Origin of the sequence: Sphingomonas sp. LR55 (genome assembly GCF_036856015.1) — a bacterium.
Lineage (GTDB): Bacteria > Pseudomonadota > Alphaproteobacteria > Sphingomonadales > Sphingomonadaceae > Sphingomonas.
Genome location: NZ_JASPFO010000001.1, coordinates 2,851,992 through 2,877,229, shown reverse-complemented (window position 1 = coordinate 2,877,229; position 25,238 = coordinate 2,851,992). Strand labels below are relative to the sequence as shown.

General features: G+C 67.8%; 20 protein-coding genes and 3 pseudogenes. 13 read left to right on the top strand and 10 right to left on the bottom strand.

Annotated features, from left to right (window positions below; all coding sequences use genetic code 11):
- Window positions 1-70: 70 nt before the first annotated feature.
- From lptB to QP181_RS13745, 3 genes are all read right to left on the bottom strand, one after another.
- The gene (gene lptB / locus QP181_RS13755) at window positions 71-853 is read right to left on the bottom strand and encodes an LPS export ABC transporter ATP-binding protein (RefSeq protein WP_056474335.1); all 783 of its coding nucleotides are present in this window, start codon (window positions 851-853) and stop codon (window positions 71-73) included.
- A gap of 123 nt (window positions 854-976) precedes the next feature.
- A complete protein-coding gene (locus tag QP181_RS13750) occupies window positions 977-1,519 on the bottom strand; it encodes an LptA/OstA family protein (RefSeq protein WP_132734728.1) in 543 nt (180 codons plus the stop codon).
- A gap of 656 nt (window positions 1,520-2,175) precedes the next feature.
- Entirely contained in the window at window positions 2,176-2,796 is a 621-nt protein-coding gene (locus tag QP181_RS13745) for a ribonuclease D (protein WP_333928880.1), read from the bottom strand.
- Between the two features lie 304 nt (window positions 2,797-3,100).
- On the opposite strand from QP181_RS13745, the gene QP181_RS13740 reads away from it, so the two are divergent.
- Window positions 3,101-3,967, top strand: coding sequence for a cold-shock protein (locus tag QP181_RS13740; protein ID WP_132734722.1), 867 nt, complete (start codon window positions 3,101-3,103; stop codon window positions 3,965-3,967).
- Between the two features lie 46 nt (window positions 3,968-4,013).
- The gene (locus QP181_RS13735) at window positions 4,014-4,796 is read left to right on the top strand and encodes a glutaminyl-peptide cyclotransferase (protein ID WP_333928879.1); all 783 of its coding nucleotides are present in this window, start codon (window positions 4,014-4,016) and stop codon (window positions 4,794-4,796) included.
- An 89-nt stretch (window positions 4,797-4,885) separates the two neighbouring features.
- Here QP181_RS13735 and QP181_RS13730 read toward each other — a convergent pair whose 3' ends face one another.
- Together QP181_RS13730 and hemC are read right to left on the bottom strand one after the other, a co-directional pair.
- Window positions 4,886-6,535 carry a uroporphyrinogen-III synthase gene (locus QP181_RS13730; protein WP_333928878.1) on the bottom strand — a complete coding sequence of 550 codons (1,650 nt, stop codon included), beginning with the start codon at window positions 6,533-6,535 and terminating at the stop codon, window positions 4,886-4,888.
- 7 nt (window positions 6,536-6,542) lie between these two features.
- Entirely contained in the window at window positions 6,543-7,448 is a 906-nt protein-coding gene (gene hemC, locus QP181_RS13725; protein ID WP_333928877.1) for a hydroxymethylbilane synthase, read from the bottom strand.
- Window positions 7,449-7,512: 64 nt separating this feature from the next.
- Here hemC and tsaD point away from each other — a divergent pair.
- Together tsaD and QP181_RS13715 are read left to right on the top strand one after the other, a co-directional pair.
- Window positions 7,513-8,536 (top strand): annotated as a pseudogene (gene tsaD, locus QP181_RS13720) (tRNA (adenosine(37)-N6)-threonylcarbamoyltransferase complex transferase subunit TsaD).
- Window positions 8,533-9,509, top strand: a pseudogene (locus QP181_RS13715) (NAD(P)H-dependent glycerol-3-phosphate dehydrogenase). The pseudogenes tsaD and QP181_RS13715 overlap by 4 nt, the downstream one beginning before the upstream one ends.
- A 132-nt stretch (window positions 9,510-9,641) precedes the next feature.
- Here QP181_RS13715 and QP181_RS13710 read toward each other — a convergent pair.
- A complete protein-coding gene (locus QP181_RS13710) occupies window positions 9,642-11,498 on the bottom strand; it encodes an AsmA family protein (protein ID WP_333928876.1) in 1,857 nt (618 codons plus the stop codon).
- 154 nt (window positions 11,499-11,652) lie between these two features.
- Complete coding sequence (locus QP181_RS13705; RefSeq protein ID WP_082441494.1) at window positions 11,653-11,811, bottom strand: DUF1674 domain-containing protein; 159 nt, start codon at window positions 11,809-11,811, stop codon at window positions 11,653-11,655.
- A gap of 106 nt (window positions 11,812-11,917) precedes the next feature.
- On the opposite strand from QP181_RS13705, the gene QP181_RS13700 reads away from it, so the two are divergent.
- From QP181_RS13700 to QP181_RS13675, 6 genes and pseudogenes are all read left to right on the top strand, one after another.
- Entirely contained in the window at window positions 11,918-13,195 is a 1,278-nt protein-coding gene (locus QP181_RS13700) for an RsmB/NOP family class I SAM-dependent RNA methyltransferase (protein WP_333928875.1), read from the top strand.
- Window positions 13,196-13,353: 158 nt separating this feature from the next.
- On the top strand, window positions 13,354-14,010 hold the full coding sequence (rpe, locus tag QP181_RS13695; RefSeq protein ID WP_333928874.1) for a ribulose-phosphate 3-epimerase: 657 nt from the start codon (window positions 13,354-13,356) through the stop codon (window positions 14,008-14,010).
- Window positions 14,007-15,743 carry a heparinase II/III family protein gene (locus QP181_RS13690; RefSeq protein WP_333928873.1) on the top strand — a complete coding sequence of 579 codons (1,737 nt, stop codon included), beginning with the start codon at window positions 14,007-14,009 and terminating at the stop codon, window positions 15,741-15,743. The genes rpe and QP181_RS13690 overlap by 4 nt, the downstream gene beginning before the upstream one ends.
- A 234-nt stretch (window positions 15,744-15,977) precedes the next feature.
- Entirely contained in the window at window positions 15,978-17,540 is a 1,563-nt protein-coding gene (gene purH, locus QP181_RS13685; protein ID WP_333928872.1) for a bifunctional phosphoribosylaminoimidazolecarboxamide formyltransferase/IMP cyclohydrolase, read from the top strand.
- A gap of 272 nt (window positions 17,541-17,812) precedes the next feature.
- The gene (locus tag QP181_RS13680; RefSeq protein WP_056053652.1) at window positions 17,813-18,151 is read left to right on the top strand and encodes a P-II family nitrogen regulator; all 339 of its coding nucleotides are present in this window, start codon (window positions 17,813-17,815) and stop codon (window positions 18,149-18,151) included.
- Between the two features lie 38 nt (window positions 18,152-18,189).
- A pseudogene (locus QP181_RS13675) lies at window positions 18,190-19,535 on the top strand (ammonium transporter).
- A gap of 611 nt (window positions 19,536-20,146) precedes the next feature.
- Here the strand turns inward: QP181_RS13675 and QP181_RS13670 are convergent.
- Genes QP181_RS13670 through recQ form a run of 3 tightly spaced genes read right to left on the bottom strand, consistent with a single transcriptional unit; the run spans window position 20,147 to window position 22,763 of the window.
- Window positions 20,147-20,572, bottom strand: a complete 426-nt coding sequence (locus tag QP181_RS13670) for a hypothetical protein (protein WP_333928871.1) — start codon at window positions 20,570-20,572, stop codon at window positions 20,147-20,149.
- On the bottom strand, window positions 20,569-20,997 hold the full coding sequence (locus QP181_RS13665; RefSeq protein WP_056064377.1) for a protein tyrosine phosphatase family protein: 429 nt from the start codon (window positions 20,995-20,997) through the stop codon (window positions 20,569-20,571). The genes QP181_RS13670 and QP181_RS13665 overlap by 4 nt, the downstream gene beginning before the upstream one ends.
- The gene (gene recQ, locus QP181_RS13660) at window positions 20,994-22,763 is read right to left on the bottom strand and encodes a DNA helicase RecQ (protein ID WP_333928870.1); all 1,770 of its coding nucleotides are present in this window, start codon (window positions 22,761-22,763) and stop codon (window positions 20,994-20,996) included. Before recQ ends, QP181_RS13665 begins: the two co-directional genes overlap by 4 nt.
- A gap of 273 nt (window positions 22,764-23,036) precedes the next feature.
- Between recQ and QP181_RS13655 the strand changes: the two genes are divergently transcribed.
- From QP181_RS13655 to QP181_RS13645, 3 genes are all read left to right on the top strand, one after another.
- Window positions 23,037-23,396 carry a metalloregulator ArsR/SmtB family transcription factor gene (locus QP181_RS13655; protein WP_333928869.1) on the top strand — a complete coding sequence of 120 codons (360 nt, stop codon included), beginning with the start codon at window positions 23,037-23,039 and terminating at the stop codon, window positions 23,394-23,396.
- Window positions 23,317-23,976, top strand: a complete 660-nt coding sequence (locus QP181_RS13650) for an SdpI family protein (protein WP_333928868.1) — start codon at window positions 23,317-23,319, stop codon at window positions 23,974-23,976. The genes QP181_RS13655 and QP181_RS13650 overlap by 80 nt, the downstream gene beginning before the upstream one ends.
- 87 nt (window positions 23,977-24,063) lie before the next feature.
- On the top strand, window positions 24,064-25,137 hold the full coding sequence (locus QP181_RS13645) for a type I restriction endonuclease (RefSeq protein ID WP_192238455.1): 1,074 nt from the start codon (window positions 24,064-24,066) through the stop codon (window positions 25,135-25,137).
- Window positions 25,138-25,238 lie beyond the last annotated feature (101 nt).

The window sequence follows — 25,238 nt, the reverse complement described above, 5'->3', positions numbered from 1 at the left end:
TCACCGGGAGATCCCAGCTTTCGCTGGGATGACGGGTGGGGGTGGGGGCTGGGAGGAGGGCGGCATAAGCTTAAAGCGAGAAGCCTTCGCCGAGATACAGGCGGCGGACATTGGCGTCGGCGACCAGTTCTTCCGGCGAGCCCGAGAACAGCACCCGGCCGTCATAGATGATGTACGCGCGGTCGACGATTTCGAGCGTCTCGCGGACATTGTGGTCGGTGATCAGCACGCCGATATCGCGCCGCTTCAGGTCCTTCACCAGGTCGCGAATGTCGGCGATCGAGATCGGATCGATGCCCGCGAACGGCTCGTCGAGCAGCATGATCGACGGATCCGCCGCCAGTGCGCGCGCGATTTCCGCACGTCGCCGCTCGCCGCCCGACAGCGCCATCGCCGGTGCCGCACGCAGCCGGGTCAGGCCGAACTCCTCCAGCAGCGTATCGAGTTTCCGCTGGCGCGCCGCCTTGTCGGGCTCGGACAGCTCCAGCACGGTCAGGATGTTCTTTTCGATCGTCAGCCCGCGGAAGATCGACGTTTCCTGCGGGAGATAGCCCAGGCCGAGGATCGCGCGCCGGTACATCGGCAGCTTCGTGATGTCCTCGCCGTCGAGCATGATCCTCCCTGAATCAGGCTTCACCAGACCCATCACCGAATAGAAGCACGTTGTCTTACCCGCGCCGTTGGGCCCGAGCAGGCCGACCACTTCGCCGCGCCCGACCGACACCGACACGTCGGTCAGCACGACGCGCTTGTCGTAGGACTTGGCGATCGAGACGACCTGAAGTCCGTTGCTGACGGGCGGCTCCGAGATCGGTTCTACGGCTTCGATCGGGGGCAGCGTGGTGGCGTCCATGGGATCAGGCCCTCGCAAAAGTCAGTCGCCGGCGCTCCGGCTGGAGGTTGGCGGCAAGAGGTTGGCAGGAAACATGCATGAGCGCGCCGCCGGAGGGAAGCCCCCGCGGACACGCTCAAGCGATCAGTTGCGCTTGGGGACCGAGAAGGTGCCGGTCACGCGTCCGCCCGATTGCGTCACCGTGCCGCCACCGGTGGTCGCGCCGGTGCTGCCGCCGACCGACGAGCCGTCGATCACCGCGCGACCGGTGTCGAGATTCATCGTCAGGCGCCCGCCATTGACGACGTTGCCGCCCTGGTTGAGCGTCACCGCGCCGAGCATCGTGATCACGCGCTTGTTGAGGTCGTAGATCGCGTACTGGCTCTTGGCGGTCTGGTCGGGCCGCCTGACCGTGACGCCGCCCGACGCGTCGAGCCGCGAGACCTGCGGGTTCCCGCCGATCACCTGGCCGGTATACGCGACCGTCATCCGCGCCGAGTTCAGCGTCATCTCGGCCTGCTTGACCGCGACGTTACCGGTCAACAGCGCACGGTTCGCCTTGTCCTGCAGCTCGATGTGATCCGCGCCGAAATCGATCGGAGCGTTGGAATTGTGCGCCTGCTGCGCGACCGCGGTCGTGGACAGCAGCAGGGCGGACAGGCCGGCAAGGATGTGGGTAGCGCGCATGGCGGCTATTTCGGCCCTCTGGGGATGATCCGCAAGCGCGCATTGCCATCGAGCGTCACGGTGCGCTCCTCCAGGTTCGCACGCAGCTTGTTCGCGCTGAACGTGCCCTGCTGAACGGTGCCGGTCGCAGCCCCCGCTTTCGAGCGTGCGCGCCTTCATGTCGATCGTCGCGTTGGTGGTCTTCAGGTCGTAGCCGCCCGCCGCGGTGGCGTTGAGCGGGCCGAACAGCTGCACCTTCTCGGTGTCCATGTCGTAGCGACCGGTGTTCGCCTTGATGTTGGCGGGGCCGTCGGTCAGCTGGATCTGCGCGGCGAGCTGATTGAGCTGGACGATCGGTTCGGCCGAGCTCTTCTGAATCGCGGACTTCGCATCGAGCGTGAACGACTGGCCCTTCGAATCCTCGCCGCGATAGCGCGCGGACTGGATCTTCATCCGCTCCTGCGCGACGTCGACCTTGTTCTTGTCGAGCAGGAACGACACGTCGCCGCCCGCGGTCAGCGGCGCCATCACCAGGAACGCCGCCAGCACGCCGATCGCGGTCGGCAGCGCGACGCGCGCGATCGCCACGAATCGATCGTGGCTGCCACCGGGCGCAGCCCAGTCCTGCCGCGCGGTGCGTGCGCGGCGGGCGACGGGTGAGGGCGGCGGAACGTCCATCAAGCGTGCGCGAAAATGTCGATTTCGGGCCAGCCGGCGAGATCGAGTGCGGCGCGGGTCGGCAGGAAGTCGAAGCACGCCTGCGCGAGCTCCATCCGGCCTTCGCGAATCAGTCGCTTGTCGAGCTCGGTCCGCAAGCGGTGAAGGAAGCGCACGTCGGACGCCGCGTAGTCCTTCTGCGCGTCGGACAGTTCGGGGCTGCCCCAGTCGGACGATTGCTGCTGCTTCGAGATATCCTGGCTGAGCAGTTCGCGGACCAGTTCCTTCAGGCCGTGGCGATCGGTATAGGTGCGCACCAGCCGCGAGGCGATCTTGGTGCAATACACCGGCGCCGCGACGACACCGAGATAATGCTGGACGGCGGCGATATCGAACCTTCCGAAATGGTAGAGCTTCACGCGCGCCGGGTCGGCCAGCAGCGCCTTCAGATTGGGCGCGTCATAACCGGCACCCGCGGCGAAGCGGACAAGATGCTCGTCGGGGCCACCGTCCGAAAGCTGGACGAGGCAGAGCCGATCGCGCGGAGTGATCAGACCCATCGTCTCGGTATCGACGGCGATCGCGGCGCCGGCCGCGAACAGATCGGCGGGGATGTCGCCTTCGTGGAGATAAACTGTCATGACGGTGGCCGTAGCGGTCCGCGGCTGAACGCTCAATGGCCCAGTCATAGGCAGTGGTGTCGAATCGGGCGATAAGATGGCCCGCCTAGCGCACCTGCGACGAGCCGTGGCTTACAAGCGACACTTGCGCCAGTATCGATCCAAATCGCGCGGCGTAGGACAAGAATCTATTCGCGACGGCTTGTAATTTGCGCTAAGGGTCTCCTCAAGGCGCAAAAGGTTTCGCGCTGGAAAACCCGCGTTCGTCGTCCGGCACAAGGGTTTTGAGAAATTTGCGGGCGAACCGGGAAGACGAACAGAGCTTATGGGTTTCGATAAAGGTGGCCGCGGGAACCGTGGCGGGCGTGGCCGCGACAAGCGCGACAGCTTCGGCGGCGGCGACAACGAGTTCGGCGGCGGCAGCAGCTTTGGCGGTGGCGGCGATCGGTTCGGCGGCGGCGGTAGCAGCTATGGCGGCGGCGGTGGCTCGAGCTACGGCGGCGGCGGTGGCAGCAGCTACGGCGGCGGCAGCAGCTTCGGTGGCGGCAGCGGCGGTGGCGGCGGTGGTTACCGCGGCGGCGGCGGTGGCGGCGGCTTCTCGGGCGGTGGCGGCGGCGGCGGTGGTCGCGGCATGCCTCCCCAGGTGGTCGGCGAAGGCACCGGCGTCGTAAAGTTCTTCAACGCACAGAAGGGCTTCGGCTTCGTAGTTCGCGATGACGGCGGCGAGGACGTGTTCGTCCACATCAGCGCAGTCGAGCAGGCCGGCATGGTCGCGCTCGCCGAGGGTCAGCCGCTCGGCTTCACGCTCGTCGACCGCGGTGGCCGTATCTCGGCAACCGACCTGAAGATCGACGGCGAGCCGATGGCCGTCACCGATCGCGGCCCGCCGCGTGACCGTGATGCCGGCCCGGGCGCGCCCCGTGGTGGCGATCGCGACCGTGACGGTGGTGCAGGTGGCGCACAGCGTCAGCTCACCGGCGAGAAGGCGACCGGTACGGTCAAGTTCTTCAACGCGATGAAGGGCTTTGGCTTCATCCAGCGCGACGACGGACAGCCTGACGCATTCGTCCACATCTCGGCCGTTGAGCGCGCCGGCATGGCGACGCTGAACGAGGGCGACAAGCTCGAGTTCGAGCTCGAGGTCGATCGTCGCGGCAAGTACGCAGCGGTGAACCTGAGCGCAGGCGGCTGATAGCTGGCTGCCCCAGAACGCTGATCGTACCGTGTTCGGTAGGATAATGATTGCGGCCGGTCTCGCTATGGCGGGGCCGGCCGTTCTCGTTTCATCGTCTTTTTCGTCCGCCGCGCCTGCGCAGACGCGCGTGCCGGTGCTGTCGGCGACGATCGTCGCGCGCTATCCGCACGACCGCACCGCATTCACCGAAGGGCTGCTCTGGCACGACGGCGCGCTCTACGAGAGCACCGGGCAGGAGCGCCAATCCGACGTCCGCCGCGTGTCGCTCAAGGACGGCAAGATCTTGGCGAAGGCGCAAATCGACCCCGCGCAGTTCGGCGAAGGCCTAGCGCTGTGGAAGGACGAACTGGTCAGCCTCACCTGGCACGACGGCATCGCCCACCGCTGGGACATCCGCACGTTGAAGCCTAAAAGCCAGAACCGCTACACCGGCGAGGGTTGGGGCCTGACGAGCGATGGCGTGTCGCTGCTCCAGTCCGACGGCAGCCCCGACATCATCTTCCGCGATCCGCTGACACTTGCCGAACGCAAGCGCGTCGCGGTAACGATCGACGGTCGCCCGTTGCGCGACATCAACGAGCTCGAATACGTCGACGGCGCGCTGCTCGCCAACGTCTGGCATACCGGCTTCCTGGTCCGTATCGACCCCAAGACCGGTAAGGTCACGGCAGTGGTCGACCTGCGCCCGTTGGTCGCCGAAGTGGCTGCTACCGACCCCGAGGCGGTGCTCAATGGCATTGCGTGGGATGCAAAGGCAAACCGGCTATTCGTGACGGGCAAATATTGGCCAACGCTGTTCGAGATCAAGGTCGCCGCTACGCCGTAAGCGACGCTTGTTGCGGCGCTATCGCCCAAGGGCATGGCTGGCCGATCAAGCGATCAGTTGCCGGCACCTGCGCCTGGCGTTCGAAGATCTCAGACTCCGTCCGCCGCGGATGTCTCCGGCGCGACGATCTCGGGAACCGGCGTCGGGATCACTACCGGGGCGGGTTGTGGCTGACCCGCCTGGCCGATAAGCGCGGTGTTCTCGATCACGTCGAGCGCCTGGCGTGCGGTGACGTAGCGGCGGGCGGCATCCATCCAGTTGCCGGCCTGCGCCGCCCCGGGCAAGCGCGCCACTTCCGCCCTTGCCGCCTCGACCTGCCCCGCTTCGAGCAACCGGCGAACGCGCGCGAGGCGGTCGGCGGGCATCGGCGAGGGCGTGCCGGCCTTGCGCAGTACCACCAGCGAATCGATCTGGTGCTGGATCGTGTCGAGCCAGCCCTCGCCGGTCGAGGTCGTGATGTCGGGCGCGATCGTGTCGAGGCCCTGGCGGAGGTCCTCCAGCGTCACCGGTTGGCGCGCGGCCTGGATCAGCAGCATCGTCGCGCGCGGCTGCGCCTGGCCGAAGCGCAGGCGAAGCTGCTCCTCGAGATAGCCGAGCCCGACCCCGCGATCGAGCGCGCGTCTTGCCGCGAACGCGACCATCAGCCCTTCGGCGCGCGTCGCCTGCCCGCCGGCGGCACTGGCATCGGTGGTGATCGCCGCGGTGCGCGCCTCGAGCGCGGTCAATTGCGCCGCCAGCGTCGCCTCGCGCGTCGCCAGCACCGCGGTATCGACCGGCGCAGCGGCCTGCGGCTGGCCATCGGGGCCGAGTGGCTGCGACGGGATATACCCGGTCGCGGACGACGAAGCCTTTTGCTGCGCGGTCGTCGAAGCGGCGGTCGAATGGGTGAAGCCGAACCAGGGCACCGTCTTGGCCGCATACGCCATCAGGCCAAGGCCCGCGACGAACGCAAGCCCGACCAGGACGAGGATGACGCCCATTTTGGGTCCGCGTGCCCGTGGGCGATCGGTAGGCACGTAGTCGCTCATGGCGTGCTTATCCCCGCCGCGCGCCGGATGGTCAATCGTGCGTGTGTTCGCAGACGCAGCAGCGGTTGCGACAACCGCGGAATCGCTCGGTTCGGGCGCGATCGACACGGCGCCCCAGCCTGTCCCGGCGGCGTCGCCGACCGCTCGGCTGATCGCGACCAGCGCCATGCGAGACCGGTCCGCGCCGGCGCCATCGACGAGTTCGGCCAGCCGCGTTGCGGCGCGGGCGGAATGCACCAGGACCACCGTATCCTCGAACGACCGCGCGACGTCCGCCGGGACCGGTGCGGCGTCGCTCGCGTAGACGGTGACCGCCTCGACGCCGTCCTCGGTCGGCGCCCGCTCGCGCCCGGCGAGATGCAGCAACCGCGCGAAACCCCGATCACGCGCCTCGGCCACTACCGCGCGCGCATCCTCGCCGCCCGTCACCGCGACCGCGAACCCGGCCTCGCTCGCTGCCGCCGCGGTCGAGACACCAACCGCGACGACCGGCAACCGCTTGAACAGGTCCAGCCCGGTGCCGCCATGCCGCACCGCGTTCGCGCTCGTCAGCAAGAGCCCGTCGAACCCGGTCGGGTTGGGCGGCGTCCAATAGACCGGCACGACCGCGAACAGCGGGACCTGCCGCACCTCCAGCCCGAGCGTACGCAGCGCCGTCGCGGTGCGCGTATTGCCGGGCTCCGGCCGCAGCACCACCACCATGCGGGTCATCGGGGCATCATGCGGCGAACAGACGCCGGACGCTGGCGGGCGCGCGGGTCAGCAGATCCTCCGCCAGCGCCGTCCCGAGATCGTCGTCGACCGTGCCCTCGATCGATCCCGCGACGTCGCACGCGCCGTCCTCGGCGATCAGTTCGGCGCGCAACGTCAGCGTCTCGCCCGCGAGCGACGCCAGCGCCGCGACCGGCGAATGGCAGTCCGCCCCGAGCCGCGCGAGCAACGCACGCTCGGTCAGCACGCACGCACTCGTATCGCGGTGGTCGATCGCCGCGACGATCTCGCCCGCGGCGCTCCCGGCGAGCACCTCGACCCCGACCGCGCCCTGGGCAGGCGCGGGCAGCATCACGTCGGTCGGGATCGCATGACCGTCGTCGCGCCCGAGCCGGTCGAGCCCCGCCGCCGCCAGCAGCGTCGCATCCATCTCGCCGCTCGCCACCCGGCCGAGCCGCGTGTCGACGTTGCCGCGGATCAGTACGATCTCCAGGTCCGGCCGCAGTCGCAGCATCTGCGCGCGGCGCCGCGGCGAACTCGTGCCGACAACCGCATGCGGGCGCAGATCGGCGAGCGTCTCCGCGCCGATCAGCCGGTCTCTGACGTCGGCCCTCGGGAGCATCGCCGCGATCTTCAGCGTCGCCGGTCGGATCGTCTCGACATCCTTCATCGAATGCACCGCGCAATCGATATCGCCGTCGTGCAGCGCGCGATCGAGTTCCTTGGTCCACAGCGCCTTGCCCCCGATCTCGGCGAGCGCGCGATCCTGCACGCGGTCCCCAGTCGTGCGGATCACGACGATCTCGACCATCTCGGGCGACCAGCCATGCGCCGCGCACAGTGCATCGCGCACCATGCCCGCCTGGGTGAGCGCCAGCGGCGAACCGCGCGTACCGAGCCGAAAACGAGTCATCCGGTGGGCCATGCAGAAAGGAGCCCCCTTCGACAAGCTTCTCGCACCCCTATACAGACACGCGATGATCATTCTCGGCATCGAATCCTCCTGCGACGAAACCGCCGCCGCGCTCGTCACCGGCGACCGTCAGGTCCTCGCGCACCGCCTGCTGGGGCAGGAAGCCGCGCACGCCCCGTTCGGCGGCGTCGTCCCCGAAATCGCCGCGCGCGCATGTCGAGGCACTCGAGCCGCTGATCGTTGCCGCTCTGGCCGACGCGAAGCTGAGGCTCGCCGATGTCGACGCGATCGCCGCGACCGCCGGGCCGGGGCTGATCGGCGGCGTCATGGTCGGGCTGGTCACCGGAAAGGCGCTCGCGCACGCTGCAGGTAAACCCTTGATCGCGGTGAACCATCTCGAAGGGCACGCGCTCTCGCCGCGGCTGTCCGATCCCGATCTCGAATTTCCGTATCTGCTGTTGCTAGTGTCCGGCGGGCATTGCCAGTTGCTGCTGGTCGAGGGCGTCGGCGCGTACCGGCGGTTGGCGACGACGATCGACGATGCGGCAGGCGAAGCCTTCGACAAGACCGCCAAGCTGCTCGGTCTCGGCTTCCCCGGCGGCCCCGCGGTCGAACGCGCTGCGGCACTCGGTAACCCCAAGGCGGTCCCGCTGCCCCGTCCGCTCAAAGGCTCGGCCGAACCGCATTTTTCGTTCGCGGGCCTGAAGAGCGCGGTCGCGCGCGTCGTCGGCCAATATTCGCCTGAGGACCTCGCCGCCTCGTTTCAGGCCGCGGTCGTCGACTGCCTGATCGACCGCACGACCAAGGCACTCCGCACCTCGCACGGCGCCACCGCGCTCGTCGTCGCAGGCGGAGTCGCCGCGAACACCGCGGTCCGTGGCGCGTTGCAGACGCTCGCCAGCGCCCACGGCCTCCGCTTCGTCGCGCCGCCGCTCTGGCTCTGCACCGACAACGCCGCGATGATCGGCTGGGCAGGCGCCGAGCGCTTCGCCGCCGGCCTCACCGACCCGCTCGACGTCGCCGCGCGCCCACGCTGGCCGCTCGATCCGAACGCCGAAGCGGTGCGTGGCGCAGGAGTGAAGGCATGAAAATCGGCGTCATCGGCGGGGGTGCCTGGGGCACTGCACTCGCACAGGTCGCCGCGCACGAAGGCCGCGACGTCGTCCTCTGGGCGCGCGAAACCGCGGTCGTCGAGTCGATCAACGCGCATCACGAAAACAGCCTCTTCCTCGCCGGCGTCGCGCTCTCCCCGACGATCCGCGCCACGGATGATCTCGCCGCACTCGCCGACATGGACGCGATCCTCGTCGTCGCGCCCGCACAGCACGTCGGCAGCGTCCTCGCCGCCGCTCCGGTCGGTCGCATCCCGCTCGTCCTGTGCGCTAAAGGGATCGAGGCCGGGAGCAAAAGACTTGTCGGCGAAGTTGCGCGCGCGGTGCATCCGGACGCGCCGATCGCGGTCCTTTCCGGGCCCACCTTCGCGCATGAGGTCGCCGCTGGCCTCCCCACCGCCGTGACGCTCGCCTGCGAAGATGCCGACCTCGGCGAACGTCTCGCGACGCGGTTGGCAGCGCGCCATTTCCGCACCTACGCCTCGACCGACGTCGCCGGTGCGGAGATCGGCGGCGCGGTAAAGAACGTCCTCGCGATCGGCTGCGGCGTGGTCGAGGGGCAGGGCTCGGCCAGAACGCGCGCGCTGCCCTGATCGCAAGAGGGTTCGCCGAAATGACGCGCTTCGGCCTAGCCCGCGGCGCCCGCGCGGAAACGCTCGCCGGGCTGTCGGGGCTGGGCGACCTCGTCCTGACCTGCTCCTCGACCAGCTCGCGCAACTTCTCGCTTGGCGTCGGGCTGGGGAGAGGCGACTCCGCGGCGACGTTGCTCGCCGACCGCCGCACCGTAGCCGAAGGCGCCTTCACCGCCCCCGTCCTCCGCGAAGCCGCGCGCGATGCGGACGTCGACATGCCGATCACCGAAGCCGTCTGCCGCCTGCTGGAAGGCGCGCCCGTCAGCGACGTCATCGGCGACCTGCTCGCCAGGCCACTCAAGGGCGAGGCGGGTTAAATTCGATCCTCCCCTTTGAGGGGAGGTGGCTGGCGCTTGCCAGACGGAGGGGTGACACCTCTTGATGGCGCGGATACCCCTCCATCAGCCCAAGCGGGCTGCCACCTCCCCTCAAAGGGGAGGATTAGAAGTCTACCGCAACACGCGCGCCGCCAGCCCCGAACAGTCTGCATCGCTCGCCGTCGGCCCCTGCTTCCCGGTAATCGCCCGCCCGATCGCCTTGAAGATATTCCCCACCGACTTCACTTCCGGCGGGATCGTCACGGTCGGCCGCTCGATCGTCCCCGTCATGTACGCCGACCCCGGCAACCGCAGCAGCGCATGCTGTTTCGGGGTGCCCGTCAGCCGAATGTTCAGCGTCTCCCCAGGAAACACCACGCTCCCCTGGCCGCGCAACTGGCTGGCGGTGGTATCGACGATCATCGGATCGACCCGCCCGTGCCCGCCCGTCACATCGAGCTTCAGCACCACGCACCGCAGCCCCGCCCGCTCGCCATCCTTCGCCAGCAATGCCCGCGCCGCATCGAAGCCCAACGCCGCGGCGATCCCCTGCGGCAGTTGCCCGTCCCGCGCGACGAACCCGATCGTCCCGTTCGACCGCCCGACAGCGGCACGGATGGTCTCGCCCGGCCCCTTAAGCCGCACCCGCGCGCTCACATTCCCGCTGAAATCGCCGCCGCCGCCCGCCAGCGCCTGCACGCTGCTGCCTCGTAGCCGCAGGTCGATATCGACCGTCGGCACCTTCCGGTCGCCGCGCTGGTCGACCGTCACCTTGCCGGTGACATTGCCATGCGACAGCCGCGCGACCAGATCGCTCAGCGTCAAAAGCTGGTGATCGATCGCCAGCACGCCCTTGGCGGACAGGATCGGCGACGCGCCGTTGCCGCTTACGATCCGGCCGATCCGAAACCCCATCCGCGCATCGGTTCTGTCGATCTTGCCGATATCGATCCGCGTGTTCGGCACCAGCCGCGGCCCGATCGCGCGTTCCAGCGCAGCGCCCTCGGCCTTGCCCTCGTCCGATGCCAGATCGCCGAAATCGAACTGCCGCGACACGATGTCGCCATCGACCTTGCTACGCCCCGCCTGCTTGTCGACGGTCACGTGCCCCGCGAAATCGGAGCGCCCGACCACGCCCTTCAACTGCGTGACGGTCCATTTCGGCTGGTCGTGGCGGACATGCGCGCTGAACGACACCGGCTGCGTGCGGAACAGTCCCGCCTCGATCACTGCGTCGATCAGCTTGAGATCGGACGCGCGCGCCGTCACGTCGAGGCTCATCGCGTCGGTATCGAGCGGCCGGTCCATCAGCCCCTTGGCGGCAATCGATAGAGCATCGCCATCGATCGACGCGGTGAACGGCCAAGGCTTGCCCTGGAACGTCTCCACCGAAGGCCCCGCCACCGCGATCCGCACCGCCGCCCCGCGGATCGTGCCCGACCCGTTCGCGCGGATACCGTGCACCGGATCCGACACGAACCGCGCCGTGACGAAGCGGTCCTGCTTGTCGTCGCGATACTCGATCACGCTGTCGCTGATCGTCAGCCCGTCGAGGTCGGTCGAACTGCCGCCGCCCTTGGGCTTGCCCGGCCGCTCCCAGTTGGTCCGACCGTCCTTGTCGCGCACCAGCACCAGATGCAGCCCGCGCGCCTTCACGTCGCGCGGCCCGAACGCGCCCTTCAGCAAGCCCATGCCAGAGAACGTCGCCTCCGCCTCGCGCAGGTCAACGAAATCGCCTTTGCCCGCCCAATCGGCCTGCGGGATGCGCACGTTCGTGATCCGGATCGTGGGGTTAAAGCCGAACGCGTCGACCCGCTCGATCCCGCCGATCGTCACCGGCCGTCCGAACCGCGCAGTCAACTGCCGCTCGATCACGCCCTTCAGCGATCCCCACGGAAACGCGGCAAGCCCCACCAGCCCCAGCACGAGCACGCTCGCGACGACGATGCCGGTGACTTTAACCCAGCGTTTCTCGAAGAATCCCCTCATCATAGCGGCGACGCGCCGCCAGGGAAATCGTTCCGCCTGCGTCAGGACCGCTGCCGCAGATTTCGCGCGTCATCCTGACGAAAGTCAGGATCCAGAGCCGAATACGGTGCCGTTCGCGATCCTGGGTCCTGACTTTCGTCAGGATGACGGGAGATCAGAAATCGATCGCCATGCCCTTCAGCTCCCAATCGCCATAGCGCGTAGGATCGCGCGGCTCGGGGTCCTTGTCGGGCACGATCGCCTCGGGCTTCGGCACCGGCGTATTCTTCGCCAGATATTCGGGTGGCTTCAGATGATCGGGGCGCTGGCCCATCGCGGCTCTCCGGATTTGCGTGTTGGCGTCGTAACCGCCACATGGGCCCTGTCGCGCCGCTTTGCCATAACAGCCGCGCTGCAAACCGAACGCGAAGGACCTTCATATGCCCGACTACACCCACGCCCCCGAGCCGCTCGGCGTCCCGACCCGACGCGCCGCGCTCCGCCTGCTCGACGCCGTCCTGCGCCGCGGCGAGTCGCTCGAATCCGCCTTGCCGGCCGCGACCCGCGCGATCCACGGCCCCGATCGTGGCCTCGCGCATGCGATCGCCGCCGAGACGCTGCGCCGCCTGCCCGATCTCGACGCGATGATCGATTCGGTCACGAAGACCAATTTGCCCGACGACGCGAAGGCGCGGATGGCGTTGCGGATCGCGCTCGTCCAGGTGCTGATCCTCGGCACCCCCTCGCACGCCGCGATCTCGACCGTGTTGCCGCTGGTCGACGGCGGCCCGCGCAAACTCGTCCACGGCGTGTTCGGCACGCTGTTCCGCGCCAACATGCTGCTCCCCGAGGTGCCGACGCTGCCGGCCCCCGTCGAGCTGCGCTGGGAAGCCGCGTGGGGCGAGGAGATGGTCGACGCCGCCGGCCGCGCGATCGCGCAGGTGCCGCCGCTCGACCTGACGATCGCCGACCCGTCCGAAACCGAAGGCTGGCGCGAGAAACTCGGCGGCGAAAGCTTCATGCCCGGGCATCTGCGTCTGGGCGACCACGACTCCGTCCCCGACATGGCCGGCTTCGGTGACGGCGCCTGGTGGGTACAGGACATCGCCGCCTCGCTCCCCGCGCGCCTGCTGGGAAAAGGGGAGGGCCACGTCCTCGATCTCTGCGCAGCCCCCGGCGGCAAGACGCTCCAACTCGCCTCCGCAGGCTGGACCGTCACCTCGGTCGACAATTCGCAGAGCCGGATCAAGCGCCTGCGCGAGAATCTCTACCGCACGCATTTGAAGGCCGAGGTCGTCAACGCCGACATCCTCGAATGGGCCCCCGCCGAGCCCGCCGACGCGATCCTGATCGACGCGCCGTGCAGCGCCACGGGCATCTTCCGCCGCCACCCCGACGTCCTCCACCGCGTCCGCCCCTCGATCATCGCCGAGACCGCGGCGTTGCAGGCGCGGATCTTCGCGAGGGCCGCGGACTGGGTAAAGCCGGGCGGCACCTTGGTCTACGCGACCTGCTCGCTCGAACCGTCGGAAGGCGAAGCGCAACTCGACGCGTTCCTCGCGGCGCGCAGCGACTATTCGATCGCCCCGGTCGACCAGTCCGAACTCCCTGCCGGCATCACGCCGACGGAAGCGGGCACAATCCGCACACTCCCCGGCATGCTCGCCGACCAAGGCGGCTGCGACGGCTTCTTCATCGCAAGATTGAAGCGCATCTAAGCAATTCTCCCCTGGAAGGGGAGGTGGCGCGAAGCGACGGAGGGGTATCGCCCTGTCGAGAGCGCGTCACCCCTCCGTCACCTGCGGTGCCACCTCCCCTTGCAGGGGAGAATCGACGGGGACTTCGCACCGCGTGAATCCCACGCTAGGACAATCCCATGCAACCCGTCCGCATCGCCCCCTCGATCCTCTCCGCCGACTTCGCCAAACTCGGCGAGGAAGTGCGCGCCATCGACGCGGCCGGCGCCGACTGGATCCACATCGACGTGATGGACGGGCATTTCGTCCCCAACATCTCGTTCGGCCCCGCGGTCATGAAGTCGGTCCGCGGCGTCACCACCAAGCCGTTCGACGTCCATTTGATGATCTCGCCCGTCGACGCCTATCTCGACGCGTTCGCGGAGGCCGGCGCCGACTGCATCACCGTGCACTACGAGGCCGGCCCGCACATCCACCGCTCGCTCCAGCACATCAAGGGCCTCGGCAAGCGCGCCGGCGTCGTCATCTGCCCCGGCACGCCGGCCAAGATGCTCGACTACCTTATGGACATGGCCGACCTCGTCCTCGTGATGAGCGTCAACCCGGGCTTCGGCGGCCAGAGCTTCATCCCGAGCCAGCTCAAGAAGATCACCGCGATCCGCACGATGATCGAAAAGAGCGGCCGCGCGATCGATCTCGAAGTCGATGGCGGCGTCGATGCCGAATGGGCCAAGCGCTGCATCGACGCCGGCGCAGACGCGCTGGTCGCTGGCACCTCGGTGTTCCGCGGTGGGCCGTCGCAATACGCCGCCAACATCGCCGCGTTGCGGGGGTGAACCAACCGCGTGATCTTGTAACCGATCCCGCCCCCGACGGGATCGACGAAGGCCGCCGCCTGATCCGTCTCGGCGGCGACAAGGGGTTGTCGCTCGCCGACCGGCTGGCCGAGCGCTTCCACCGCCTGACGTGGCGCACCCCGCTCCACACGCTCCGCCTCAAGGGCCGCTACCCGCTGAAGCTGATCGCGGTTCCCGACGACCCCATCCTCGGCGACATCCCCCGCGGTACGATGCTGCTGGAAGGCGTCCTCTCGTTCCGCGGCGAAGCGCGCGATATTGAGACGCTCGACCTCGCCAAGCCGCTGCCCAAACCGTTCGCCGAGTACCTGCACAGTTTCGCGTGGCTGCGCGACCTGTCGACCGTCGCGACCCGTGCGCGGGGCGCCCCGATCGCCGAATACCTCATGGGGCTCTGGCTGACCGCCCATGCCGACACGCAAGGCGGGATCGCGTGGCGCCCCGATATGTGGGGCCGTCGCATTCTCGGCTGGACCGCGCACGCGCCGCTGATCCTGTCGTCCTCCGACCAGATCTACCGTTCGAAGGTGCTCAACGCGCTCGCAAAGGGCGCCCTCCACCTCGATCGCAATGCCGACAAGGCGCCGGCGGGTGCCCCGCGCATCGCCGCCTGGTGCGGAGTCGTCGCCGCTGGCCTCCTAATCCCCGGCGGAGAACCAAGGCAGGCGTTCGGTGAAGCCGGCCTGCTCCGCGCCCTCGGCACCGGCCTGTTCGACGATGGCGGCTCGGTCTCGCGTAGTCCGGCGATGCTGCTCGACTCGATCCAACTGCTCACCCTGCTCCAGGAAAGCTACGCCGCGCGCAGCGCCGAACTCCCGGAGACGGTCGCGGTCACGCTCACCCGGATGGTTGCGGCGCTGCTCGGCGTCGCGCACGCCGATCGCGGCCTGTCGAGCTGGCAGGGCGGTGGCCCGGCAAGCGAAACGCAGGTCGCCGCGGTCATCGAAGCCAGCGGCGTCCGCACCCGCCCCCTCCGCCAGGCGCGCGACTGGGGCTATCAACGGCTCGCCGCCGGCACCGCGGTGCTGATCGTCGACGCTGCCCCGCCGCCGATCGCCCGCCTCGTCGAAGGCGGCTGCGCCTCGACGCTGGCGTTCGAATTCTCCGACGGCCCGGCGCGGATCGTCGTCAATTGCGGCGGCGCAAGAGCCGGCATCGCGCAACTCCCGCCCGCGATGGTCGAGGGCCTGCGCTCGACGGCCGCCCACTCCACGCTGACGATCGCCGACAGCAACTCGACCGCGATCCTCACCGACGGCACGCTCGGCCGCGGCGTCGGCGAAGTCGAACTGAGCCGCCAGGAATCGGACGCCGCCAGCCGGATCGAGGCGAGCCACGACGGTTACGTCCGCCGCTGGGGATTCCTACACCGCCGCCAGCTGATGCTCACCGGCGACGGCCGCGAACTCCGCGGCGAGGACGCGCTGTTGCCGCAAGGCCGCAAGCGCCGCGCCGGCCTGTCGCTGTTCGCGATCCGCTTCCACCTGGGGGAGGGCGTGCAGGTCTCCCCCACGGCGGACGGCCTCGGCGCGATCCTCCGACTCCCCGGTGGCCCGCTCTGGCAATTCCGCTGCCGCGGCGGTGCGCTGGTGGTCGAGGACAGCGTATGGATCGACGCCGACGGCCGCCCGGTCGCGACGCAGCAGCTGATGATCATGGGTGAAGCTGCGGCGGGTGGCGCGAGTGTGAGCTGGGCGCTGAAGAAGGCCTGACCTAACGTCTGCCGGCGTGCACTTCGAAGACCCACGCCAGCCAACCCACCTCCGTCATCCTGACGAAAGTCAGGACCCAGGATACCAAACGACCATCTTCGTGGCTCTGGATCCTGACTTTCGTCAGGATGACGGGAAATGGTGGACGGGGAGTCACTCGCACGGCCCCCTGTTCCCCGACGGCAACCAACGCTAAGGCACCGCCGCACGGCGACCCCCCGACGAAAGACCCTCATGACCAGCATCCCGATCAAGCGCGCGCTCCTGTCCGTCTCCGACAAGACCGGGATCGTCGATCTCGGCAAGGCGCTCGCGAGCCACGGCGTAGAACTCGTCTCCACCGGCGGTACCGCCACCGCGCTCCGCGCCGCCGGCCTGGAAGTCCGCGACGTCAGCGAACTCACAGGCTTCCCCGAAATGATGGACGGCCGCGTGAAAACGCTCCACCCGATGGTCCACGGCGGCCTGCTCGCTGTCCGCGACGACGCCAGCCACGCCGCCTCGATGGCCGAGCACAAGATCGGCGCGATCGACCTCGTGATCGTCAATCTCTACCCGTTCGAGGCCACCGTCGCGAAGGGCGCCGACCGCGACACCGTGATCGAGAACATCGACATCGGCGGCCCCAGCATGGTGCGCTCGGCCGCCAAGAACCACGCCTATGTCGCGATCGTCACCGACCCCGCCGACTATGCGCTCGTCTCCGGCGGCACGACCACGCTCGACGACCGCAAGAAACTCGCAGCAAAGGCCTTCGCCACCACCGCCGCCTATGACTCGGCGATCGCAACGTGGTTCGGCACGGTAGATCAGGCCGAGGAATTCCCCGCCACCCTGCCGATCACGCTCAAGCGCGGCGACACGCTTCGCTACGGCGAGAACCCGCACCAGTCCGCCGCCTTCTACACCGCAACCGGCAGCGTCCGCGGCATCGGCCAGGCGCGCCAGCTCCAGGGCAAGGCGCTCAGCTACAACAACCTCAACGACGCCGACGCCGCGCTCGAACTCATCGCCGAGTTCCGCGACGCCGAGCCCTCGGTCGTGATCGTCAAGCACGCCAACCCCTGCGGCGTCGCCACCGGCACCACGCTCGCCGAAGCCTATGCCGCGGCGTTCGCCTGCGACACGGTGTCGGCATTCGGCGGCATCATCGCCGTCAACCGCACGCTCGACGCCGAGACCGCGCGCCAGATAACCGGCATCTTCACCGAAGTCGTCGTCGCCCCCGACGCCGACGAAGAGGCGATCGCGCTGTTCGCCGCCAAGAAAAACCTCCGCCTGCTCCTCACCGGCGACCTCCCCGATCCTGCCCGCCTCGGCTTGACGGCGAAGTCGATCGCCGGCGGCTGGCTCGTCCAGGGCCGTGACAACGGCACGCCGGGTGAGTTGAAGGTCGTCACCAAGCGCCAGCCGACCGAGCAGGAGCTTATCGACTGCCGCTTCGCCTGGACGGTGGCCAAGCACACCAAGTCTAACGCGATCGTCTACGCCAAGGACGGCAGCACCGCAGGCATCGGCGCCGGCCAGATGAACCGCCTCGAATCCGCGCGCATCGCCGCGTGGAAGGCGAAGGACGCCGCGGAGAAGGCCGGCTGGTCCACACCGCGCACGATCGGCTCGGCGGTCGCCTCGGATGCGTTCTTCCCGTTCGCCGACGGCCTGCTCGCCGCGGTAGAGGCCGGTGCGACGGCGGTGATCCAGCCCGGCGGCTCGATCCGCGACGCCGACGTCATCGCGGCGGCGGACGAAGCCGGCTTGGCAATGGTCTTCACCGGCATGCGCCACTTCCGCCACTGAGTTCGACCCTCACCACTCCGTCATCCCCGCGAAGGCGGGGACCCATATTGGCGAACCTCTGCGATTATCTCCAAAGAGAGCCAGTATGGGTTCCCGCCTCCGCGGGAATGACGAAGGTGTAGCGGCTGCCCATAAAACAGGCACCCGCACCGCGCTGCACAAGTTTTAACCCCAAAACCTCCGCTGCCCGCCCGCAAGCACACCTCACCCCTCCACACCCCAACTGGCACGCACATTGCGAGGCACCTCCCGTAACAAGGGGAAGGGGCGCGATGAAACTCGTCATTGCCATCATCAAGCCGTTCAAGCTCGACGAGGTGCGCGAAGCGCTCACCACGATCGGCGTGGCGGGCATGACGGTCACCGAGGTCAAGGGGTTCGGCCGTCAGAAGGGCCAGACCGAGATCTATCGGGGGGCCGAATACAGCACCAACATGGTGCCGAAGATCAAGATCGAGGTGGTCTGCGCCGCCAGCCTCTCCGACCGTGTGGTCGAGGCGATCCAGGCATCGGCGAACACGGGCGCGATCGGCGACGGCAAGATCTTCGTGCTCGACGTCGGCCAGGCGGTACGCATCCGCACCGGCGAGACCGATGATTCTGCCCTGTGAAGATGAACGACGTGAGGGGGGACATGATGAAGCATGACATGAAGACAGCCGCCTCGGCGGTTCTGGGGTTCGGCGCGGCGATGATCGCCGCCGCACCCGCCTGGGCCCAGGACGTCGCGACACCCGTAGCCCCGGTCGTCGCGCCCGTGGTCGCGACCGTGAACAAGGGCGACACCGCCTGGATGATGACGTCGACGCTGCTGGTGTTGATGATGATCGTCCCCGGCCTCGCGCTGTTCTACGGCGGTCTGACCCGGTCGAAGAACATGCTGTCGACGATGACTCAGATCGGCGCGGTCGCGTGTCTCGCGATGCTGTTGTGGGTCATGTACGGCTACACGATGGCGTTCGGCGACGGCGGCGGCGAGTATATCTCGGGCTTCGGCAAGGCGCTGCTCCGCGGCATCACGCCCGACTCCACCGCAGCCACCTTCACGGCCGGCGTCGCGATCCCCGAATATGTCTTCATCTGCTTCCAGATGACGTTCGCCGCGATCACCGTCGCGCTCGTGCTCGGCTCGGTCGTCGAGCGGATGAAATTCTCGGCGGTGATGGTGTTCGCCATCGTGTGGCTGACGATCGTGTATTTCCCGGTCGCGCACATGGTGTGGGCATCGGGGGCAAGTTCTTCAAGATGGGTGCGCTCGATTTCGCCGGCGGCACCGTCGTCCATATCAACGCCGGTGTCTCGGCGCTGGTCGCGGCGCTGATCCTCGGCAAGCGGATCGGCTATCCCACCGATCGCATGGCGCCGCACTCGCTGACGATGACCGGGATCGGCACCGGGCTGCTCTGGGTCGGCTGGTTCGGCTTCAACGCCGGCTCGGCGCTCGAGGCCAACGGCTCGGCCGGGCTTGCGATGCTCAACACCTTCGTCGCCACCGCCTCGGCGGGGCTCGCCTGGATGCTGATCGAGCGCGTCAACGGCCACAAGGGTTCTGCACTCGGCTTCTGCTCGGGCATCATCGCCGGTCTCGTCGCGGTCACCCCGGCGGCCGGCAACTCGGGCCCGTTCGGTGCGATCATCCTCGGCGCGGTCGCCTCGGTGGTCTGCTATTACGCGGTGACGGTCCTCAAGCCGAAGCTCGGCTATGACGATGCGCTCGACGCGTTCGGCATCCACGGCATCGGCGGCATGATCGGCGCGATCGGCACCGGCATTGTCTACTCGCCCGCGTTCGGCGGCCCCGGCAAGCCCGATTTCAACATGGGCCACCAGTTGTTCGTCCAGATCGCGGCGGTCGCCACGACCATCGTCTGGGCGGCGATCGGCACCGTGATCGCGATCTACATCGCCAAGGCGCTGACCGGCTTGCGGGTTTCCGAGGAAGTCGAGCGCGAAGGCCTCGATCTCGGCGAGCACGGCGAACGCGCCTACGACTAGTTCGGTAGCGGGCCGACCGAGCTCGCACCCACGACGTTCCTCCTGCGGACAACCTTGGCTCGGTGTGGCAACACACCGGGCCATTTTTGGTTTCGATCGAAGTGGTACTTCGATCGAGTGTGAGGAGGGGTGAGCGCACCTCCCCTGTTCTCCCGCGAAGGCGGGAGCGCAGGACCAAGCAAAGCTGCGAGGGGTGAAAATCCCCCTCCCGCTTGCGGGAGGGGTTAGGGGAGGGGCCGACGTACGTACTGGCGTCCGGTCCATGAGGCTAACCCCTCCCCGACCCCTCCCGCAGGCGGAAGGGGAGCAGAAGAGTGCCACTTCGGTCGGCGCTCAAGTCCTATGCGCCAGCTCCTCCCCGGCGAAGGCCGGGGCCCAATTGGGGGACGTCGATGACGACGGGCGGTCTTTCGTTATTGCCGTCCCCCAATTGGGCCCCGGCCTCCGCCGGGGAGGTGAGGAGCCCCAATACGCCCAGCGCAAACATCCCAACCTGTCCTTCGATACGCCGCTTCGACAAGCTCAGCGGCTACTCAGGACGAACGGAAGGGGGAGCAGGGCGAGAGAGAGAGGACGGGGAAGCGTAAGCCGCGGCCCAGCGAACCGCGCGCCTAAACCCGCACGCTCTTCGGCGCCAACCGGCGAATATCAAGCACGTCCACCTTCGCCAGCATCACCGCACCCAGCGCCCGGTCGCCGGTCTCGACGAGGATACCATCCTGCGTAGCTCGCACCGTCCGCCACGCGACCTCGCGCACCGCCAGCCGCTTGCCGATCCGCTTGACCGCAGCCACGCGCCCGTCATCCGCGATCGCCAGCGCACCCTGGCCATCCGCGCCGACCACCGCGCCCGCCACGGCAAATCCGGCGAGTTGCGCCTGCGCCGCGTCCGCCGCTTCTTCGGGCGTCTCGATCTTCACCACGCGTCGCGCCCGCATGATCGCCCAGCCGGCGAGGACGATCAGCAAGACGATAGCGACGCCGCCACCGATGACAGCAGGCCCGACCAGAATGGGCCCGATCGCGACAGGCGTCATCGCGGCCCTGCGAGCGCGTCCAGCATCGGTCGGATTCCGCGCAGGTCGTACCCGGCGTCCTCGGCCTGCGCGAGCAACAGGTTCGGGTTCCGACCCGCCTTCGCCGCCGCCAGCGCCCACAAATTACAGCTCCGCGTCCCCGAGCGGCAATACGCCAGCACAGGCCCGTCCGAATCGGTCAGCGCCTGCGTCATCGCGTCGATCTGCGGATGCGAGAAGCCCGCATGCGTCACCGGAATCGAGACATATTTCAGCCCGGCCGCTTCCGCCGCCGCGCGGATCGCGTCACCTGAAGGTTGCCCCGCATCTTCGTCGTCCGGCCGGTTGTTGACGATCGTCTTGAACCCCGCCGCGGCAATCTCCGCGACCTGCTCGACCGCGATCTGTGGCGCGACCGAAATACTTTCGTTTATTTGCCGTATCATGCGGACTCGCGGATGACCTGGAGGAAGGCATCCCCATAGGCGTCGAGTTTCCGCGCGCCAATGCCTGATAACAGGCTGAGCTCGGCACGCGACGATGGCCGCTGCCGCGCAATGTCACGCAACACCGAATCGTGGAAGATCACATACGGTGGAACGCCCGCTTCCTTCGCCAGATCGCGCCGCCGCACGCGCAAAGCCTCGAACAGCGGATCATCGACCGGGTTCGGCGTCGCGCCCGGCGCGGCCTTGCGCCGCCGCTCGCGCTTGGGCGGAACGACGATCGACACCGCCGCCTCGCCCTTGAGGATCGCCTTCGCCGCCGGCCCGAACTCGAGGCCCCCATGCGGATTGGTGCGCAGCGCATCCTTCAGCATCAGCGCGCGCGACACCGGTTTCAGCAACGCCACTTCGTCGCCCTCGACGATCCCGTACACCGACAACGCCTCGTGCCCGTTCATCAGGCTCCGCTCCGACGAAACGCCGGTCAAAATGCCCTCGATATAGCCGACCCCGAACATCTGCCCGGTCCGGAACACCGCCGACAGGAATTTCCGCGCGGTCTCGGTCGCGTCCACCGCATCGACGTTACCGAGGCAATTGTCGCAATTCCCGCAATCCTCAAGCCGCTCCTCGCCGAAATGCTTGAGCAGGATCCGCCGCCGGCACCCGGCGGTCTCGACCAGCCCGCCCATCGCCGTCAGCCGCTGGCGTTCACCCGCCTGCCGCTCAGGCTCGACCTCGCCGATCCGCTGCCGAGCGCGCGCGAAATCCTCGGCGCCCCAGAACAGGTGCGCGATCGCCGGGTCGCCGTCACGCCCCGCGCGCCCGGTCTCCTGATAGTAAGCCTCGATCGACTTCGGCAGCCCGGCATGCGCCACGAACCGCACGTCGGGCTTGTCGATCCCCATCCCGAACGCGACCGTCGCGCAGATCACCATGTCCTCGCTCGCGACGAAATCCGCCTGGTTCTTCGCCCGCACCTGCGGATCGAGGCCAGCATGATAGGCCCGCGTCGGCCGCCCGCTCCGCCCCAGCGCCTCCGCCAGCTTCTCGGTCGCCGCGCGCGTCTGCGCGTACACAATGCCCGGCCCCGGGATCTTCTCGAGGATGTCCGCGATCTGCCGATTGACGTTGTCGCGCCCCGAAATCGCATAGCGGATGTTCGGCCGGTCGAACCCCGACACGATCAGCCCTTCCTGCGAGATCCCCAACTGCTCGAGGATATCGGCGCGCGTATGTGCGTCAGCCGTCGCGGTCAGCGCGAGCCGCGGCACATCCGGAAAGCTGTCGAGCAAAGGCCGCAGCAACCGGTAATCCGGCCGGAAATCATGCCCCCACTCGCTAACGCAATGCGCCTCGTCGATCGCGAACAGGCTGATCCGCGCTTGGCTCAGGAGGTTCCGAAAACTCTCGTTAGAAGCGCGTTCGGGCGCGACATACAGCAGGTCCAGATCGCCCGCCCGAAACCGCGCGATCGTCTCCTCGCGATTGGTATCTGCGCTCGTCAAAGTCGCCGCCTTGATCCCGACCGCGGTGGCGGCCCGCAACTGGTCATGCATCAACGCGATCAGCGGCGACACGACCACGCACGTCCCCTCCAGCATCGTCGCCGGCAACTGGTAGCACAGCGACTTGCCCGCCCCGGTCGGCATGACGGCGAGCGTCCGCTGCCCCGCGAGCACCCGGTCGACCACATCGCGCTGCACGCCGCGGAAATCGGGAAAACCAAAGATGCGCTGGAGATCGGGAAGGGGGTCGAGTGCCATTGCCGTCTAGGTAGCGATCCTCGGGACGATGTCGAGGCGGAGGGGGCTATTCGTGAAGCAGCACCCAGGGGTTAATATCCTGACCCTCTTAGGGATCACCTCCCCGGCGGAGGCCGGGGCCCAGTTGGAAAGTCGGTTGTAACGATACGATGTCCCCAGTCACCACCGATGCCCAACTGGACCCCGGCCGCCGCCGGGGAGGTGCTTCTCCAATTATGCAACGCCAAGATTAGCCATATTGCTAATTAGCCTAACTCCTAATATGCATCCTCCATGGACTCGGTCTTCGACGCCCTCGCGCACCCTACGCGCCGCCGGATTCTCGAACTGCTGAAGGGCGGCGCGATGACCGCCGGCGCGCTTGCCGATGCGTTCGCGGTGTCGAAGCCGACCATGTCGAACCACTTTGCCAAGCTGAAGGCCGCCGGCCTGATCCAGGCCGAAAACCGCGGCACGTCGATCGTCTACACGCTCGACCTGTCGGTGATGGAGGAGGTGGTGATGGGCTTCATGGGCCGGCTCCGCGTCGGCGACGCACACGCAAGGGGGACACATGCGCTACCGAAACCTGATCATAGCCTCGGCACTGACCACCGTCGGTCTCGCGATCGTCGCGGCCGTCGCGCTGGGTAGATTGCCCGCCGGTACGCAACTCCCGACGCACTGGGGGCCCGACGGTCTCCCCGATCGCTTCGCCAACGCCGGCACCGCGTTGTTCATGCCGGCCGCGCTCACGATCGCAATATCGCTGATGATGGCAGCGCTGCCCTCGATCGAACCGATGCAGGACGAGCTCGAGCAATCCGCGCCGCTCTATCGCACCGGCTGGGTCGGGCTGCTCGGCATCATGATCCTCGTCGAGGCGATGGTCGCCGCGCCCGCCTTCGGTCTCGCGCTACCGCCCACGACGATGCTCGTCGGGATCGGCGCGCTGTTCGTGATGCTCGGCAACGTCCTGCCCAAGTCGCGCCCGGGCTTCTTCGTCGGCATCCGCACGCCGTGGGCGATCATAGACCCCGACAACTGGATCGCCACGCACCGCTATGGCGGCCGGATCATGATGGCGGCGGGTTTCGCGCTGATCCTGGTCGCGGTGCTGCCGATGCACAGCGAAAACCGCACCTCGTTCGTCATCGCGCTGATGCTGGTGACGGTCGCGACGCCGATCCTCTATTCCTTCCTCTACTGGCGCCGCACTCGCCGCGCGCAATAGATCGAGATCGGGTCGGGTTCTCGCGGTCCGCTCATGGACCGCCGCAACTTCCTGCGCATCCTCCCCGTTCAATCCGGGGGGACGCGCATGGAACTGAACATCAGGCTGGCCGAACTGCAGAAGCGCACGATCGAACACCGCGAAGTCCTGCTGACCGAGGAGGCGGCGAAGACCGCGCTCGTCATGCCGTTTCTCCAGTCGCTCGGCTACGACGTCTTCAACCCGTCCGAAGTCGTCCCCGAATTCACCGCGGACGTCGGCACCAAGAAGGGCGAAAAGGTCGACTACGCGATCTGCGCAGGCGGTAAGGTGTCGATCCTGATCGAGTGCAAGCCGTCCTCGGTCCAGCTCAACGTCAACCACGCCGGGCAATTGTTCCGCTATTTCAGCGTCACCGACGCGCGGCTCGCGGTGCTCACCAACGGCGTCGTCTACCAATTCTATTCGGACATCGAACGCCCGAACAAGATGGACGACAAGCCCTTCTTCACCTTCACGATGGACGCGATCAAGCCCGGCGACATCCGCACGCTCGAGAAATTCACCAAGGCCGCGTTCGACATCGACAAGATCGTCCAGGAGGCGGGCAACCTCAAGACGCAGTCGCTGATCCGCCTCGAACTGGAGAAGGAGTTCGCCGAACCCTCCGACGAGTTCGTCCGGATGATGGCGCAGCGCGTCCACGGCGGGCGCCTGACGCCGGCGATCAAAGACGGGTTCGCCAAGCTGCTCGCGCCAGCGATCGCCGCGCTGATCCGCGATTTCGTCAACGAACGCCTGTCGTCCGCACTGAAGGCGTCGAGCCCGGTCGAGGACCTGCCGCCGGGTGCGTCCGACGACCCCTCCGATGGCGATGGCATCGTCACCACCCAAGAGGAGATATCCGGCTTCCACATCATCCAGGCGATCGCCTCGCGACTCGTCGACCCGAAACGCGTGATCGTCCGCGACGCGAAGTCGTACTGCGCGATTTTGCTCGACGACAATAACCGGAAAACAGTCGCGCGGATGCACTTCAACGGCATCACCACCAAGTATCTCGGCATGTTCGCCGGCAAGGACGAGACGCGGCATCTGCTGTCCGACCTGACGCACATCTACCAATATTCGAGTGCGATCGAGGCAAGGTTGCGCGAGTTGGATCCCTCGATCCCGGCGTAGTCCGGCATGGAATGAAGCAACGCCTCACTTCCGTTCCCCGCGAAAGCGGGGGCCCAGGACCAAGCCGTGCCATCGCCCCTGATTCCTGGGCCCCCGCGTTC

Excerpts from the sequence above, each read along its gene's own strand:
- lptB (WP_056474335.1), bottom strand. The coding sequence starts at position 853 with ATGGACGCCACCACGCTGCCCCCGATCGAAGCCGTAGAACCGATCTCG.
- QP181_RS13750 (WP_132734728.1), bottom strand. The coding sequence starts at position 1,519 with ATGCGCGCTACCCACATCCTTGCCGGCCTGTCCGCCCTGCTGCTGTCC.
- QP181_RS13745 (WP_333928880.1), bottom strand. The coding sequence starts at position 2,796 with ATGACAGTTTATCTCCACGAAGGCGACATCCCCGCCGATCTGTTCGCG.
- QP181_RS13740 (WP_132734722.1), top strand. The coding sequence starts at position 3,101 with ATGGGTTTCGATAAAGGTGGCCGCGGGAACCGTGGCGGGCGTGGCCGC.
- QP181_RS13735 (WP_333928879.1), top strand. The coding sequence starts at position 4,014 with ATGATTGCGGCCGGTCTCGCTATGGCGGGGCCGGCCGTTCTCGTTTCA.
- QP181_RS13730 (WP_333928878.1), bottom strand. The coding sequence starts at position 6,535 with ATGACCCGCATGGTGGTGGTGCTGCGGCCGGAGCCCGGCAATACGCGC.
- hemC (WP_333928877.1), bottom strand. The coding sequence starts at position 7,448 with ATGACTCGTTTTCGGCTCGGTACGCGCGGTTCGCCGCTGGCGCTCACC.
- QP181_RS13710 (WP_333928876.1), bottom strand. The coding sequence starts at position 11,498 with ATGAGGGGATTCTTCGAGAAACGCTGGGTTAAAGTCACCGGCATCGTC.
- QP181_RS13705 (WP_082441494.1), bottom strand. The coding sequence starts at position 11,811 with ATGGGCCAGCGCCCCGATCATCTGAAGCCACCCGAATATCTGGCGAAG.
- QP181_RS13700 (WP_333928875.1), top strand. The coding sequence starts at position 11,918 with ATGCCCGACTACACCCACGCCCCCGAGCCGCTCGGCGTCCCGACCCGA.
- rpe (WP_333928874.1), top strand. The coding sequence starts at position 13,354 with ATGCAACCCGTCCGCATCGCCCCCTCGATCCTCTCCGCCGACTTCGCC.
- purH (WP_333928872.1), top strand. The coding sequence starts at position 15,978 with ATGACCAGCATCCCGATCAAGCGCGCGCTCCTGTCCGTCTCCGACAAG.
- QP181_RS13680 (WP_056053652.1), top strand. The coding sequence starts at position 17,813 with ATGAAACTCGTCATTGCCATCATCAAGCCGTTCAAGCTCGACGAGGTG.
- QP181_RS13670 (WP_333928871.1), bottom strand. The coding sequence starts at position 20,572 with ATGACGCCTGTCGCGATCGGGCCCATTCTGGTCGGGCCTGCTGTCATC.
- QP181_RS13665 (WP_056064377.1), bottom strand. The coding sequence starts at position 20,997 with ATGATACGGCAAATAAACGAAAGTATTTCGGTCGCGCCACAGATCGCG.
- recQ (WP_333928870.1), bottom strand. The coding sequence starts at position 22,763 with ATGGCACTCGACCCCCTTCCCGATCTCCAGCGCATCTTTGGTTTTCCC.
- QP181_RS13655 (WP_333928869.1), top strand. The coding sequence starts at position 23,037 with ATGGACTCGGTCTTCGACGCCCTCGCGCACCCTACGCGCCGCCGGATT.
- QP181_RS13650 (WP_333928868.1), top strand. The coding sequence starts at position 23,317 with ATGCGCTACCGAAACCTGATCATAGCCTCGGCACTGACCACCGTCGGT.
- QP181_RS13645 (WP_192238455.1), top strand. The coding sequence starts at position 24,064 with ATGGAACTGAACATCAGGCTGGCCGAACTGCAGAAGCGCACGATCGAA.